Annotated in this window: 12 protein-coding genes and 1 pseudogene; 12 read left to right on the forward strand and 1 reads right to left on the reverse strand. The window is 65.7% G+C overall.

Annotated features, from left to right (window positions below):
- Nucleotides 1-73: 73 nt before the first annotated feature.
- Complete coding sequence (ompA, locus tag AC3WQM_RS21100; RefSeq protein WP_099795932.1) at nt 74-727, reverse strand: outer membrane protein OmpA; 654 nt, start codon at nt 725-727, stop codon at nt 74-76.
- A 224-nt stretch (nt 728-951) separates the two neighbouring features.
- On the opposite strand from ompA, the gene gyrA reads away from it, so the two are divergent.
- From gyrA to AC3WQM_RS21160, 12 genes and pseudogenes are all read left to right on the forward strand, one after another.
- Nucleotides 952-3,597 carry a DNA gyrase subunit A gene (gyrA, locus tag AC3WQM_RS21105; RefSeq protein WP_492681422.1) on the forward strand — a complete coding sequence of 882 codons (2,646 nt, stop codon included), beginning with the start codon at nt 952-954 and terminating at the stop codon, nt 3,595-3,597.
- On the forward strand, nt 3,594-4,181 hold the full coding sequence (locus AC3WQM_RS21110; RefSeq protein ID WP_492681424.1) for a DUF2059 domain-containing protein: 588 nt from the start codon (nt 3,594-3,596) through the stop codon (nt 4,179-4,181). Before gyrA ends, AC3WQM_RS21110 begins: the two co-directional genes overlap by 4 nt.
- A 6-nt stretch (nt 4,182-4,187) precedes the next feature.
- Nucleotides 4,188-5,318, forward strand: a complete 1,131-nt coding sequence (gene serC, locus AC3WQM_RS21115) for a 3-phosphoserine/phosphohydroxythreonine transaminase (RefSeq protein WP_492681426.1) — start codon at nt 4,188-4,190, stop codon at nt 5,316-5,318.
- Nucleotides 5,319-5,342: 24 nt separating this feature from the next.
- Entirely contained in the window at nt 5,343-6,464 is a 1,122-nt protein-coding gene (gene pheA, locus AC3WQM_RS21120; RefSeq protein ID WP_153285328.1) for a prephenate dehydratase, read from the forward strand.
- Nucleotides 6,465-6,482: 18 nt separating this feature from the next.
- Nucleotides 6,483-7,376, forward strand: a complete 894-nt coding sequence (locus AC3WQM_RS21125) for a prephenate dehydrogenase (protein WP_492681428.1) — start codon at nt 6,483-6,485, stop codon at nt 7,374-7,376.
- A 1-nt stretch (nt 7,377) separates the two neighbouring features.
- A complete protein-coding gene (locus AC3WQM_RS21130) occupies nt 7,378-9,396 on the forward strand; it encodes a bifunctional 3-phosphoshikimate 1-carboxyvinyltransferase/cytidylate kinase (RefSeq protein ID WP_492681430.1) in 2,019 nt (672 codons plus the stop codon).
- Nucleotides 9,397-9,628: 232 nt separating this feature from the next.
- Nucleotides 9,629-11,317 (forward strand): 30S ribosomal protein S1, encoded by a 1,689-nt coding sequence (rpsA, locus tag AC3WQM_RS21135; RefSeq protein ID WP_062468664.1) that lies wholly within the window; start codon nt 9,629-9,631, stop codon nt 11,315-11,317.
- Nucleotides 11,318-11,397: 80 nt separating this feature from the next.
- A complete protein-coding gene (locus AC3WQM_RS21140) occupies nt 11,398-11,724 on the forward strand; it encodes an integration host factor subunit beta (RefSeq protein WP_056582668.1) in 327 nt (108 codons plus the stop codon).
- Between the two features lie 46 nt (nt 11,725-11,770).
- Nucleotides 11,771-12,106 (forward strand): LapA family protein, encoded by a 336-nt coding sequence (locus tag AC3WQM_RS21145; protein WP_307584922.1) that lies wholly within the window; start codon nt 11,771-11,773, stop codon nt 12,104-12,106.
- The gene (gene lapB / locus AC3WQM_RS21150; protein WP_492681432.1) at nt 12,096-13,280 is read left to right on the forward strand and encodes a lipopolysaccharide assembly protein LapB; all 1,185 of its coding nucleotides are present in this window, start codon (nt 12,096-12,098) and stop codon (nt 13,278-13,280) included. Before AC3WQM_RS21145 ends, lapB begins: the two co-directional genes overlap by 11 nt.
- 137 nt (nt 13,281-13,417) lie before the next feature.
- Nucleotides 13,418-13,750 (forward strand): ComEA family DNA-binding protein, encoded by a 333-nt coding sequence (locus AC3WQM_RS21155; RefSeq protein ID WP_492681434.1) that lies wholly within the window; start codon nt 13,418-13,420, stop codon nt 13,748-13,750.
- Between the two features lie 162 nt (nt 13,751-13,912).
- Nucleotides 13,913-14,138 (forward strand): annotated as a pseudogene (locus AC3WQM_RS21160) (C4-dicarboxylate ABC transporter substrate-binding protein); the annotation flags it as partial.

A 14,138-nucleotide genomic window follows, 5' to 3' on the forward strand; every position in this document is an offset into this window, starting at 1 on the left:
TCGGCTGCAAATTCGGCGGGCATAAAAAAACCCCGCCGAGGCGGGGTTTTCATTCGTCGATGGAATCGATCGATCAGTTGGCGCGGGTGCCAACCACTTCGATTTCCACGCGACGGTTCTTGGCGCGGCCTTCCTTGGTGCGGTTGTCAGCCACTGGCTGCTTCTCGCCCTTGCCTTCGGTGTAGACGCGGTTGCGTTCGATGCCCTTCGAGACCAGGAAGGCCTTGACGGCTTCGGCGCGACGCACCGACAGACGCTGGTTGTAAGCGTCGGTACCGATGGAGTCGGTGTGACCCACAGCGATGATGACTTCGAGGTTCACGCCACGGATCTTCTCGACCAGGTCGGTCAGCTTGGCGCGACCTTCGGGCTTCAGAACCGACTTGTCGAAGTCGAAGAAGGCGTCAGCAGCGAAGGTGACCTTCGAAGCAGCGACTTGAGCCGGGGGAGCCACGGGAGCCACGCCAGGAGCGGTAGGCGCCACAGCAGCGGGGCCAGCCGGAACCAGAGCGCCGTCGCAACCGGCAGCAGCCGTTGCGGGCGTCCAGTTGGCATCGCGCCAGCACAGTTCGTTCGTGCCGTTCTTCCAGACCAGTTCGCCGGTGCCGTTTTGCCAGTTGTCGATCGTAGGACCGCCGTTCGCAGCGGTGACACGGGTCTGCGCGCCGGCGGCAGTGGCGAGCGCAGCGACTGCAAACATCATCGCCACTTTATTCAGTTTCTTCATGGTTCTCCTCTTGGGGAAAAAGCCGCAGCCGCGCTGCGAATCAAGGACGCTTTAAGTGACCACCACCCAAAACGTTGAGACGATTGTGCCATAGGGTCTTTGGCAAACAGGCCGCTGGACGCCCCCGAAGCGTAGGACGGAGGCGGAATAGAGCCCTTGTGTTGCGGCGGTGCGACACCCCTCACAGCGTAAAATTTCGCCTTCCTGCCGCCAGCCTCTAGCTCATGACCTCCTTCGCCAAAGAAACCCTGCCCATCAGTCTCGAAGAGGAAATGCGCAGCAGCTACCTCGATTACGCCATGAGCGTGATCGTTGGCCGGGCGCTTCCCGACGCCCGCGACGGCCTCAAGCCGGTGCACCGGCGCGTGCTGTACGCGATGCACGAGCTCAACAACGACTGGAACCGGCCGTACAAGAAGTCGGCCCGTATCGTCGGTGACGTGATCGGTAAGTACCACCCGCACGGCGACCAGTCGGTCTACGACACCATCGTCCGGCTGGCCCAGGACTTCTCGATGCGCCACATGCTGGTCGACGGCCAGGGCAACTTCGGGTCGGTCGACGGCGACAACGCAGCGGCAATGCGTTATACGGAAATCCGGCTGGCCAAAATTGCGCATGAAATGCTGGCCGATATCGACAAGGAAACTGTCGACTTTCAGGACAATTACGACGGCTCCGAAAAAGAACCGAAAGTTTTACCCAGCCAGCTGCCGAATTTGCTGGTCAATGGCTCTGGCGGTATTGCGGTCGGCATGGCCACCAATATCCCGCCGCACAACCTGAATGAAGTGGTGGATGCGTGCCTGTATCTGCTGCGCAATCCGCAGGCGAGCATCGACGAACTGATGGAAATCGTGCCGGCGCCCGACTTCCCCACTGCGGGCATCATCTACGGCATCAACGGCGTGAAGGACGGCTACCGTACCGGCCGCGGCAAGGTCGTGATGCGCGCCAAGTGCCACTTCGAGGACATCGACCGCGGCCAGCGCCAGGCGATCATCGTTGACGAGCTCCCCTACCAGGTCAACAAGAAGACGCTGCAGGAGCGCATGGCCGAGCTGGTGCACGAGAAAAAAATCGAGGGCATCAGCCACATCCAGGACGAGTCCGACAAGTCGGGCATGCGCCTGGTGATCGAGCTCAAGCGCGGCGAAGTGCCCGAGGTGGTGCTCAACAACCTCTACAAGCAGACGCAGCTGCAGGACACCTTCGGCATCAACATGGTGGCGCTGGTCGACGGCCAGCCCAAGCTGTGCAACCTGAAGGACCTGATCGAGGTCTTCCTGCAGCACCGCCGCGAAGTGGTCACGCGCCGCACCGTCTTCACACTGCGCAAGGCCCGCGAACGCGGCCACGTGCTCGAAGGCCTGGCGGTGGCGCTGGCCAACATCGACGAGTTCATCCGCATCATCCGTGAGTCGCCCACCCCGCCGGTCGCCAAGGCCGAGCTCATGACCCGCGCCTGGGACAGCAAGCTGGTGCGCGAGATGCTCACGCGTTCGCGCGCCGACGGCGGCGTGATCAACGCCGACGACTACCGCCCCGAAGGCCTCGAGCGCGAGTACGGCATGGGCGGCGACGGCCTGTATCGCCTGTCGGAAACGCAAGCGCAAGAAATCCTGCAGATGCGTCTGCAGCGCCTGACCGGCCTCGAGCAGGACAAGATCGTCGCCGAGTACAAGGACGTCATGGCCGAGATCGACGACCTGCTCGACATCCTGGCCAAGCCCGAACGTGTCTCCATCATCATTGGCGACGAACTCGGCGAGATCAAGCAGGAGTTCGGCCAGTCGAAGGTCGGCGCCCGCCGCAGCCTGGTCGAGCACAGCGCCTACGACCTCTCGACCGAAGACCTGATCACGCCGACCGACATGGTGGTCACGCTCTCGCACAGCGGCTACATCAAGAGCCAGCCGCTGGGCGAGTACCGCGCACAAAAACGCGGCGGCCGCGGCAAGCAGGCCACGGCGACGAAGGAAGACGACTGGATCGACCAGCTCTTCATCGCCAACACGCACGACTACATCCTGTGCTTCTCGAACCGCGGCCGCCTGTACTGGCTCAAGGTGTGGGAAGTGCCAGCGGGTTCGCGCGGCTCGCGCGGACGCCCCATCGTCAACATGTTCCCGCTGCAGGAAGGCGAGAAGATCAACGTCGCCCTCGCCCTCACCGGCGAGAAGCGCAACTTCCCGGCCGACCAGTACGTGTTCATGGCAACCTCGATGGGCACGGTCAAGAAGACGGCGCTCGACGAATTCAGCAACCCGCGCAAGGGCGGCATCATTGCCGTGAACCTCGATGAAGGCGACTACCTCATCGGCGCGGCGCTCACCGACGGCAAGCACGACGTGATGCTCTTCAGCGACAACGGCAAGGCCGTGCGCTTCGACGAAGAAGACGTCCGCCCGCTGGGCCGCAACGCCCGCGGCGTGCGCGGCATGTCGCTGGAGCCGGGCCAGGGCGTGATCGCCATGCTGGTGGCCGAGGACGAACAGCAGAGCGTGCTCACCGCCACCGAAAATGGTTACGGAAAACGCACAAGCATTACCGAATACACGCGTCATGGCCGCGGAACCAAAGGCATGATCGCGATTCAACAGAGTGAGCGCAACGGCAAGGTCGTTGCCGCCACGCTCGTTCATGCGGACGATGAGATCATGCTCATCACCGACAAGGGTGTGCTCGTGCGCACCCGAGTGGCCGAGATTCGCGAACTGGGTCGGGCGACGCAAGGCGTCACGCTGATCGGGCTCGACGAAGGCGCCAAACTCAGCGGGCTTCAACGCATCGTCGAAAACGACGCGGTCGGCGAAAGCGAGCCGGACGCAGACGACACTTCCACATCTTCAACGGAGAATCCTCAGTGAAAAAACAACTCAAGCTCGCACTCCTGACCGCAGCTCTCGCCGGATCGTCCATGGCCGCCATGGCCCAGGACAAGGCCACGCTGATCAAGCAGTTCATCGAGATCCAACGCCCCGGCATCGAATCGCTGGCACGCGGCCTGATCGAGCAGTCGAGCGCCCCCATCGCGCAAGCCGGCTCGCAGTACCTGCAGACCCAGGTGCCCGAAGCCAAGCGCGAATCCGCCGCCAAGGCCGCTGACGCCGAACTGAAGAAGTACTTCGACGAGTCCTACCCACTCGTGCGCGACAAGGCCATTCAGATTGCGCCGGGCGCACTCACCCCCATCCTCGAGCAGAACTTCAGCGAAGACGAGCTCAAGCAGCTGCTGGCCTGGATCAACTCGCCCCTGAGCAAGAAGTACCAGGAACTGAACCCGAAGATGCAGACCGCTCTGACGGAAAAGCTGGTGACCGAAACCCGCGCCACCATCGAACCCAAGATGCGCGCACTCGACACCAACGTCGCCAAGGCCCTCGGTGCTCCGACCGACGGCGCAGCAGCTCCCGCCAAGGCGCCCGCCGCCAAGGCTCCCGCCAAGAAGTAAAGCAACGTGACCCAGCAGCAGACGCCGGCCGGCAAGCGCCCCTACAACTTTTCGGCCGGTCCGGCTGCCATGCCGGAGGCGGTGCTGCAGCGCGCCGCTTCCGAGATGCTCGATTGGCAGGGCAGCGGCATGAGCGTGATGGAGATGAGCCATCGCGGCAAGGAATTCGGTGCCATCTGCACCCAGGCCGAAGCCGACATCCGCACGCTGCTGGCCATCCCCTCGCACTTTCACATCCTGTTCATGCAGGGTGGCGGTCTCGGCGAGAACGCCATCGTGCCGCTGAACCTGTCGCGCGGCGGCGCTGCCGACTTCGTCGTCACCGGCAGCTGGAGCGCCAAGTCGCACAAGGAAGCGCAGCGTTACTGCACCGCCCGCGTGGCGGCCAGCAACGCCGACAACCAGCACACGCAGCTGCCCGACCCCGCGAGCTGGCAGCTGTCCTCTGATGCCTCGTATGTGCACGTGTGCAGCAACGAGACCATCAACGGCATCGAGTTCCAGCAACTGCCCGACCTGGCCGCGCTCGGCAGCAAGGCGCCGCTGGTCATCGATTTTTCTTCCCACGTCGCCTCGCGCAGCGTCGACTGGAACCGCGTCGGCCTGGCCTTCGGCGGCGCCCAGAAGAACCTCGGCCCCGCCGGCCTGACCATCGTGGTCGTGCGCGACGACCTGCTGGGCCACGCACTCGAGATCTGCCCGAGCGCGTTCAACTACAAGACCGTGGCGGACAACCACTCCATGTACAACACGCCGCCGACCTGGGGCATCTACATGGCGGGGCTCACGTTCCAGTGGCTGCTGCAGCAGACCGAAGGCGAACTCACCGGCATTGCCGCCATGGAACAGCGCAATGTCGAGAAGGCCCGGCTGCTGTACGACTTCATCGACGGCTCCGACTTCTACGCCAACCGCATCGATGCAAGCTGCCGTTCGCGCATGAATGTGCCGTTCTTCCTGGCTGATGAGGGCCGCAACGAAGCCTTCCTGGCCGGTGCGCGCGAAGCCGGGCTGCTGCAGCTCAAGGGCCACAAGTCGGTCGGCGGCATGCGCGCGAGCATCTACAACGCCATGCCGCTCGCAGGGGTGCAGGCCTTGGTGGCCTACATGAGAGAATTCGAGCGATCGCATGCGTAGGCGCATGCCCTGTTGCTCGCACCGATGACCGCCTCTGCCCCCACACCACCCACCTCCCCCGACAATTCCGAAAGCCTGGCCGATCTGCGCGTGCAGATCGACTCGCTCGACCAACGACTCCTGAGCCTGCTCAATGAGCGCGCCCATGTGGCCGAGCTGGTCGGCGAGGTCAAGAAGCGCGAAGGCACGCCCTTCTTCCGCCCCGACCGCGTCGCCGCGGTCATCGACAAGATGCAAAGCAGCAATGGCGGTCCGCTCAAGGACCTCCATGTCGCGGCCATCTGGCGCGAGATCATGTCGGCCTGCCTGGCACTCGAATCGCCCCAACGCGTGGCCGTGCTCGGCCCCGAAGGCACCTTCTGCGAACAGGCCGCCATCGAGTACTTCGGCGGCGCCGCCGACCTGATCTACTGCGCCAGCTTCGACGAGGTGTTCCACGCCACCGCCGCGGGCAGCGCCCAGTACGGCGTGGTCGGCGTCGAGAACTCCACCGAAGGCGTGGTCACACGTTCGCTCGACCTGTTCCTGCACTCGCCCACCCATGTCGTCGGCGAAGTCAGCCTGCTGGTGCGCCACCACCTGATGCGCAGCAGCAACTCGCTCGAAGGCGTCGAGGCCGTGCTGGCCCACCCGCAGGCGCTGGCGCAGTGCCAGACCTGGCTGTCCAAGCACCTGCCCAACGCCGAGCGGCGCGCCGTGTCGAGCAACGCCGAAGGCGCGCGCCTCGCGGCCACCAACCCGGCCTGGGCCGCGCTGGCCGGTGAACGCGCCGCCACCCGCTTCGGCCTGCACATCGTGGCGCACGCCATCCAGGACGATTCGTACAACCGCACCCGCTTCTCGGTGATCTGCCTGCCGCAGACGCTGGCCATGCCGCCGGCCTCGGGCAAGGACTGCACGAGCCTCATCGTCTCGGTGCCGAACCGCCCCGGCGCGGTGCACGACCTGCTGGTGCCCCTGAAGGCCAACAACGTGTCGATGACGCGCTTCGAGTCGCGCCCCGCGCGCACCGGCCAGTGGGAGTACTACTTCTACATCGACCTCGACGGCCACCCCTCGCAGCCCAACGTGGCGGCGGCGCTGGCCGAACTGCGCGGCCTCTGCGCCTTCTACAAGGTGCTCGGCGCCTACCCGATCAAAGCCTGAGCCGAACGGACCGACGCGATGTTCGAGCAACTGGGATTGATCGGCTGCGGCCTCATGGGCGGCTCCTTTGCGCTCGCGCTCAAGCGCGCGAAGCTGGTGAAACGCGTGGTCGGCTACAGCAAGTCGCCCTCCACCACCGAGCGGGCGCGCCAGCTCGGCGTGATCGACGTGGCGGCGCCCTCGGCGCTGCTGGCGGTGTCGGGTGCCGACATCGTGCTGCTGGCCGTGCCGGTGGCCGCCTCGGAAGCCACCTTCAAGGCCATCCGCCACGGCATCTCTGCCGACACGCTGGTGATGGACGTGGGCTCGACCAAGGGCGACGTGATCGAGGCCGCGCGCAACGGCCTGCAAAAGCAATTCGCGAACTTCGTGCCGGCGCATCCGATCGCCGGCAAGGAAGTCTCCGGCATCGAGCACGCAGAAGCCTCGCTCTTCACCGGCCGCCAGGTCGTGCTGACCCCCGTCAAGACCACGCTGCGCTCCAACGTGCAGCGCGCCTCGCAGGTGTGGAGCGGCATCGGCGCCAACGTCGTCACCATGACGCACGAAGAGCACGACGCCGCCTTCGCCGCCGTGAGCCACCTGCCGCACCTGCTGGCCTTTGCCTACACCAACGCGCTCATCGGTCAGCCGCAGGGCGACCGCTTCCTGAGCCTCGCGGGACCGGGCTTTCGCGACTTCTCGCGCATCGCCGCCAGCGACCCCGTCATGTGGCGCGACGTGCTGCTCGCCAACCGCGAGCAGGTGCTGCAACAGTCGCAGGCCTTCCGCAAGGCGTTGGAAGACCTCGAGACGCTGATGACCGCCGGCGACCTGCAAGGCCTGGAGCAATCCATCGCCGCTGCCAGCAAGGCGCGCGCCGCCTGGCGACCGAATTCGAGCACCGACGCTCTGGCCCAGCAGGACAGCTGACATGTTCTCGACCGCCTTTCTCGACCTCCCTCCCCTCGCGGGCGCCGCCGGCACGGTCCGGCTGCCGGGCTCCAAGAGCATCTCCAACCGCGTGCTGCTGCTGGCCGCGCTCGCCAGCGGCACCACCACGATCCACGACCTGCTCGACTCCGACGACACGCGCGTGATGCTCGACGCGCTGCGCGCGCTGGGCTGCGGCATCGAGCCGGCCGACAGTTCGCTGCGCATCACGGGCCTCGGCGGCCAGCTGCCGCCGTCGCTGGGCGCGACGCTGCTGCCGCTGTTCCTGGGCAACGCCGGCACCGCCATGCGTCCGCTGACGGCGGCGCTGTCGCTGCTCGGTGGCGAGTTCGAACTCAGCGGCGTGCCGCGCATGCACGAGCGCCCCATCGGCGACCTGGTCGACGCGCTCACGCAGCTGGGCTGCCGCATCGACTACCTCGGCAACCCCGGCTACCCGCCGCTGCGCATCCACCCCGTGTCTCACGACGAACTGGCGCTCGGCGCACCGATCCGCGTGCGCGGCGACGTGTCGAGCCAGTTCCTGACCGCCCTGCTGCTGGCGCTGCCGCTGGCGGCGGCCGACGACATCGTGATCGAGGTGGTCGGCGAGCTGATCTCCAAGCCCTACATCGAGATCACGCTGAACCTGCTGGCGCGCTTCGGCATCGCGGTGCAGCGCGACGGCTGGGAGCGCTTCACCATTCCCGCCGGCAGCCGCTACAGCTCACCGGGCGAGATCCACGTCGAGGCGGACGCCTCGTCTGCTAGCTATTTCATAGCACTTGGCGCCATTGCGACGGGTGTCTCGGGCCAGAACGGCATCCGCATCGAAGGCGTCGGCGCAGCCTCGATCCAGGGTGACATCCGCTTCATCGACGCCGCCCAACAGATGGGCGCGCGGGTCGACAGCGGCCCGAACTGGCTCGAAATCCGCCGCGGCGCCTGGCCCCTGAAGGCCATCGACCTCGACGCGAACCACATCCCCGACGCCGCCATGACGCTGGCCGTCATGGCGCTGTACGCCGACGGCCCCAGCACGCTGCGCAACATCGCAAGCTGGCGCGTCAAGGAAACCGACCGCATCGACGCCATGGCGAACGAGCTGCAAAAGCTCGGCGCCACGGTCGAGGCCGGGCCCGATTTCATCCGCGTCCATCCGCTGCCCGCCGCCGGCTGGCAGCCTGCCAGCATCCGCACCTATGACGACCACCGGGTCGCCATGTGCTTTTCGCTCGCAGCCTTCAACCCGGCCGGCGTGCCGGTGCGCATCCTTGAGCCGCACTGCGTCGCCAAGACCTTCCCCGACTACTTCGAGACCCTGTTCTCGGTGGCCGAGGCCGCCGAAGTGCCGGTGATCTGCATCGACGGCCCGACCGCCTCGGGCAAGGGCACGCTGGCGGCCGAAGTCGCGCGCCTGCTGGGCTATCACTACCTCGATTCGGGGTCGCTCTACCGCGTGACCGGGCTTGCCGCGCGCCGCGCCGGCCTGGAGGCCAACGCCGCGAACGAAGCGCAGATCGCCGCCCTCGCCGCCGCCCTGCCCCTGCAGTTCACCGAGGGCAAGGTGCTGCTGGCCGGCGAAGACGTGAGCGACGACATCCGCACCGAAGCCGCCGGTATGGACGCCTCCCGCGTCTCCGCGCTGCCCGCCGTGCGCGAGGCGCTGCAAGACCTGCAGCACCGCTTTCGCCGCCTGCCCGGCCTGGTGGCCGACGGGCGCGACATGGGCACCGTGATCTTCCCCGACGCGGCGCTCAAGGTGTTCCTCACGGCGGGTGCCGCCCAGCGCGCCGAACGGCGGCATAAGCAGTTGATTTCAAAGGGTATTTCGACTACACTCGACAGTCTTCGCTCCGACTTGGAAGCACGTGACGCCCGGGACTCTTCCCGCAGCGTTGCGCCACTCAAGCCGGCGCAGGACGCTCGCCACCTCGACAACTCCCAGCTGTCCATCGAACACTCGATCGACACGGTGTTGAACTGGTGGCAGCAGGTTCAACCGTTCAAGTCCGCTTGAGCGGTTTGAAGTGCAGCCTTTCAAGTCCGCTTGAAAGGCTTGCGTCTCCCGGGTGTTCCGGGTGGCGTCTACCGCTCCAGCAGGCTCCTTCCGCGCGACAGCGCACCGGCCTGCTGGTTGTTCAACCAACCGGGCTCACGCCCACAACCTAACCGCCGTCTACAGACCTACAGCAGCCGCACGCAATTTCGCAAGAGCGCCTGCCAACCCTGCCTGACGGAAGGAACCATAAATGTCTGAATCTTTTGCCGACCTATTCGAAGAGTCCCTGAAGCGTTCCGAAATGCGCAGCGGCGAGGTCATCACGGCCGAAGTCGTGCGCGTCGAACACAACCACGTCGTCGTCAACGCCGGTCTGAAGTCCGAAGCGTATGTGCCGATCGAAGAGTTCAAGAACGACAAGGGCGAACTCGAAGTCCAGGCCGGCGATTTCGTTTCCGTTGCCATCGGCAGCGTTGAAAACGGCTACGGCGACACCATCCTCTCGCGCGACACCGCCAAGCGTCTGGCTTCGTGGCTCGCCCTGGAGAAGGCCCTGGAATCGGGCGACTTCGTCACCGGCACCACCAGCGGCAAGGTCAAGGGCGGTCTCACCGTCCTGGTCAACGGCATCCGCGCGTTCCTGCCGGGCTCGCTGATCGACACGCGTCCGATCAAGGACCTGACCCCGTACGAAAACAAGACCCTCGAATTCAAGGTCATCAAGCTCGATCGCAAGCGCAACAACGTCGTGCTGTCGCGCCGTGCCGTGGTCGAAGCCAGCATGGGCGAAGAACGCGCCAAGCTGATGGAAACCCTGAAGGAAGGCGCAGTCGTGCGCGGCGTGGTCAAGAACATCACCGAATACGGTGCGTTCGTGGACCTCGGCGGCATCGACGGCCTGCTGCACATCACCGACATGGCATGGCGCCGTGTTCGCCACCCGAGCGAAGTCGTTCAGGCCGGCCAGGAAATCACCGCCAAGATCCTCAAGTTCGACACCGAAAAGAACCGTGTCTCGCTGGGTCTCAAGCAAATGGGTGACGACCCGTGGATGGGCGTTTCGCGCCGCTACCCGCAATCGACCCGCCTGTTCGGCAAGGTCACGAACATCGCCGACTACGGCGCGTTCGTCGAACTCGAACCCGGCATCGAAGGCCTGGTGCACGTCTCCGAAATGGACTGGACCAACAAGAACATCGCTCCGAACAAGATCGTCTCGCTGGGCGACGAGGTCGAAGTCATGGTCCTGGAAATCGACGAAGACAAGCGCCGCATCAGCCTGGGCATGAAGCAGTGCAAGGCCAACCCGTGGCAAGAGTTCGCTCAGAACACGAAGCGTGGCGACCGCGTCAAGGGCCCGATCAAGTCGATCACCGACTTCGGCGTGTTCGTGGGTCTGGCTGCCGGCATCGACGGCCTGGTGCACCTCTCGGACCTCTCGTGGAACGAAACCGGCGAAACCGCCGTTCGCAACTACAAGAAGGGCCAGGAAGTCGAAGCGATCGTGCTGGCTGTCGACGTCGACCGCGAACGCATCTCGCTGGGCATCAAGCAGCTCGACAGCGATCCGTTCACTACGTTCACCACCGTGAACGACAAGGGCCAGATCGTGACCGGCAAGGTCAAGACCGTGGACGCCCGCGGCGCTGAAATCGACCTCGGCGAAGACATCATCGGCTACCTGCGTGCTTCGGAAATCTCGCGCGACCGCGTCGAAGATGCCCGCAATGTGCTCAAGGAAGGCGACGAAGTCACGGCCATCGTGGTGAATGTGGATCGCAAGACCCGCAACATCCAGCTGTCGATCAAGCAGAAGGACATGGTCGACGAACAAGGCGCCATGGCCAGCCTGAGCCAGCAGTCGGCACGCGAAAACGCGGGCACGACCAGCCTGGGCGCCCTGCTGCGCGCCAAGCTCGACAACAGCGACAACAAGTAAGCTGAGTCCGAAGACAGAGGCAGGCCCCCGGGGCCGCTCTGTCTTTTTTTTCGTCCACGTTTTTCGTTTATGTTTGGCCTATGACCCGCTCAGACCTCGTCGAAGAACTCGCCGCCCGTTTCGCGCAGCTCACGCACCGCGATGCCGAATACGCCGTCAAGACCATCCTCGACGCCATGAGCGACGCGCTCGTGCGCGGCCATCGCATCGAGATCCGTGGCTTCGGCAGCTTCTCGGTCAACCGCCGTCCGCCACGCATCGGCCGCAACCCGCGTTCGGGCGAGAGCGTGCAGATTCCCGAGAAGCGCGTGCCGCACTTCAAGCCGGGCAAGGCGCTGCGCGAAGCCGTCGACGCGAAGACCGCCGAGCTCGATGCAGGCAAGGAAGCCGCCGGCCGCAAGGCCTGATGCAAATGAATGCAAACGTAGAATGCTCCCGGCAACGGGAACAGCTATGAAGTACCTCCTGTGGCTGCTCAAGGCAGCCATTTTTTTTACGCTCTTCGCCTTCGCGCTGAACAACCAGCACGACGCGACCGTCTACTTCTTCTTCGGAACCCACTGGCGCGCGCCGCTGGTGCTCGTCGTGCTCGCGGCCTTTGCCGGCGGGCTCGTGGTCGGCGCGCTGGGCATGCTGCCCGGCTGGTGGAAACACCGCGCCGCCGCGGCGCAAGTGCCTGCGACCACCGAAGCCCCCTCGCCCGCACCGCTGGCCGCCGCCACCGCATCCACGGCAGCGCCATCCATTTCCGCCACCGACCTTCCCGCCGTACGTCAACATGGACTTTGATCCCAGCTGGCTGCTGATCGGCCTGCCCGTCGCCTTCGTGCTGGGCTGGCTCGCATCGCGCTTCGACATCCGCCAGCTCAAGCTCGAGAACCGGCAGGCGCCCAAGGCCTACTTTCGCGGCCTGAACTTCCTGCTCAACGAGCAGCAGGACCAGGCCATCGACGCCTTCATCGAGGCCGTGCAGAACGACCCCGACACGCAGGAGCTGCACTTCGCGCTCGGCAACCTGTTCCGCCGCCGCGGCGAGTACCAGCGCGCCGTGCGCGTGCACGAGCACCTGCTGGGCCGCGGCGACCTGAGCCGTGCCGACCGCGAGCGCGCACAGCACGCGCTGGCGCAAGACTTCCTGCGCGCCGGGCTGCTCGACCGCGCCGAAGCAGCGCTGCAGAAGCTCGAAGGCACGCGCTACGAGAACGAGGCCCGGCTCGCGCTGCTGGCCATCTACGAACGCTCACGCGAATGGGCGCAGGCCGCCGACGTGGCACAGAAGCTCGACGAGTCCGACCAGGCCAGCTACAGCACGCGCCGCGCCCACCACCTGTGCGAGCAGGCCAACGAACGCGTCGCGGCCGGCGACCTGCAGGGCGCCAGCGACCTGCTCACGCAGGCCCGCACGCTGGCGCCGCAGGCACCGCGCCCGGCCATCGACACCGCCACCTTGCAGCTGCGCAACGGCGAAGCCGCCGCGGCCTTCGACACGCTCGAAGGGCTCAGCGACACGGCGCCGCTGGCGCTGCCGCTGTACGCCGCGTCGCTGCAGAAAGCCGCCGTGGCCGCGCAGCGCGAAGGCGAGGCGTTGGCGCTGCTGCAGCGGCGCTATGCCGAGTCGCCGTCGATCGACGTGCTCGAGGCGCTGATCGCGCTTGGCGGCACGCCTGCCAGCACAGCATCGGACGCATCCGCCGAAGCGCCCGCCCCCACGCCGCGCGACAGCTACATCGCCCACCTCGCGCACCAGCCTTCGCTCGTGGCGGCGTCGCGCTGGCTCGCCGGCGAGCGCTTCGAGCACGAGCAGTTCCATCCGCAGGTGCAACGCGCGCTCGACCAGGCCACCCGCCCGCTTATGCGCTACCGCTGCGCGGCCTGCGGCTTCGAGGCGCACCAGTACTTCTGGCACTGCCCCGGCTGCCAGGCCTGGGACAGCTATCCGCCGCGCCGCGTGGAAGAACTCTGACCACGGTTCTGAACAATCGTCACACGGGGCCCAGGGCCCCGTTTTCACGTCAACTGCCGCGCGCGCCCTCTCGTTGAGCCGAAGCCGATATTCCTGTCGGCATAGCCATACCAACGATTGAAGAGGGAGTTTTCACCATGTTCAAGAAAATCATCGCCACGCTCGCCATGTGCTTCGCGGCTGTCTCGTTCGCTGCCGTCGACGCCAACAAGGGCAGCGCGGCCGACCTCGACGGCCTCAAGGGCGTCGGCCCCTCGCTGTCCAAGCGCATCCTCGACGCCCGCAAGGAAGGCGAGTTCAAGGACTGGCCAGACCTCATGCAACGCGTGAAGGGCGTGAAGGAAAAGAGCGCGGCCAAGCTGTCGGCCGAGGGCCTGACGGTCAACGGCCAGAGCTTCAACGGCGCTGCGGCCCCGGCCAAGGCAGGCAAGGCCGCCAAGGTGGCCGAAGCGAAACCCGCCAAGCAGTGACCTCACGCTGAAACGAAGAAACCGCCCCCGAGGCGGTTTTTTCATGCCCGCAGCTGGTGCCGCATCGACACCACATGGCAGGGAAATGCCTCAGCGAATGGCCCGGAATTTGCACGTATGCTTTTCTTTCATTCAGCTTTGACTACATTCCGGAGCGCGTCCATGAATCACAAGTTCGGCATTGCCCTGGCGGGCCTCACCCTTGGCGCCGCCGCCTTTGCGCAAGCCAAGTGGGACCTGCCCACCGCCTACCCCGCGACCAACTACCACACCGAGAACATCACGCAGTTCGCCAAAGACGTGGACGCGGCCACCGGCGGCAAGCTGAAGATCACGGTGCACGCCAACGCGTCGCTGTTCAAGGCGCCCGAGATCAAGCGCGCCGTGC

It is taken from the genome of Variovorax sp. FW301-JW7, from assembly GCF_058788795.1.

Excerpts from the sequence above, each read along its gene's own strand:
- ompA (WP_099795932.1), bottom strand. The coding sequence starts at position 727 with ATGAAGAAACTGAATAAAGTGGCGATGATGTTTGCAGTCGCTGCGCTC.
- AC3WQM_RS21155 (WP_492681434.1), top strand. The coding sequence starts at position 13,418 with ATGTTCAAGAAAATCATCGCCACGCTCGCCATGTGCTTCGCGGCTGTC.
- pheA (WP_153285328.1), top strand. The coding sequence starts at position 5,343 with ATGACCGCCTCTGCCCCCACACCACCCACCTCCCCCGACAATTCCGAA.
- lapB (WP_492681432.1), top strand. The coding sequence starts at position 12,096 with ATGGACTTTGATCCCAGCTGGCTGCTGATCGGCCTGCCCGTCGCCTTC.
- AC3WQM_RS21125 (WP_492681428.1), top strand. The coding sequence starts at position 6,483 with ATGTTCGAGCAACTGGGATTGATCGGCTGCGGCCTCATGGGCGGCTCC.
- gyrA (WP_492681422.1), top strand. The coding sequence starts at position 952 with ATGACCTCCTTCGCCAAAGAAACCCTGCCCATCAGTCTCGAAGAGGAA.
- AC3WQM_RS21130 (WP_492681430.1), top strand. The coding sequence starts at position 7,378 with ATGTTCTCGACCGCCTTTCTCGACCTCCCTCCCCTCGCGGGCGCCGCC.
- rpsA (WP_062468664.1), top strand. The coding sequence starts at position 9,629 with ATGTCTGAATCTTTTGCCGACCTATTCGAAGAGTCCCTGAAGCGTTCC.
- AC3WQM_RS21145 (WP_307584922.1), top strand. The coding sequence starts at position 11,771 with ATGAAGTACCTCCTGTGGCTGCTCAAGGCAGCCATTTTTTTTACGCTC.
- AC3WQM_RS21140 (WP_056582668.1), top strand. The coding sequence starts at position 11,398 with ATGACCCGCTCAGACCTCGTCGAAGAACTCGCCGCCCGTTTCGCGCAG.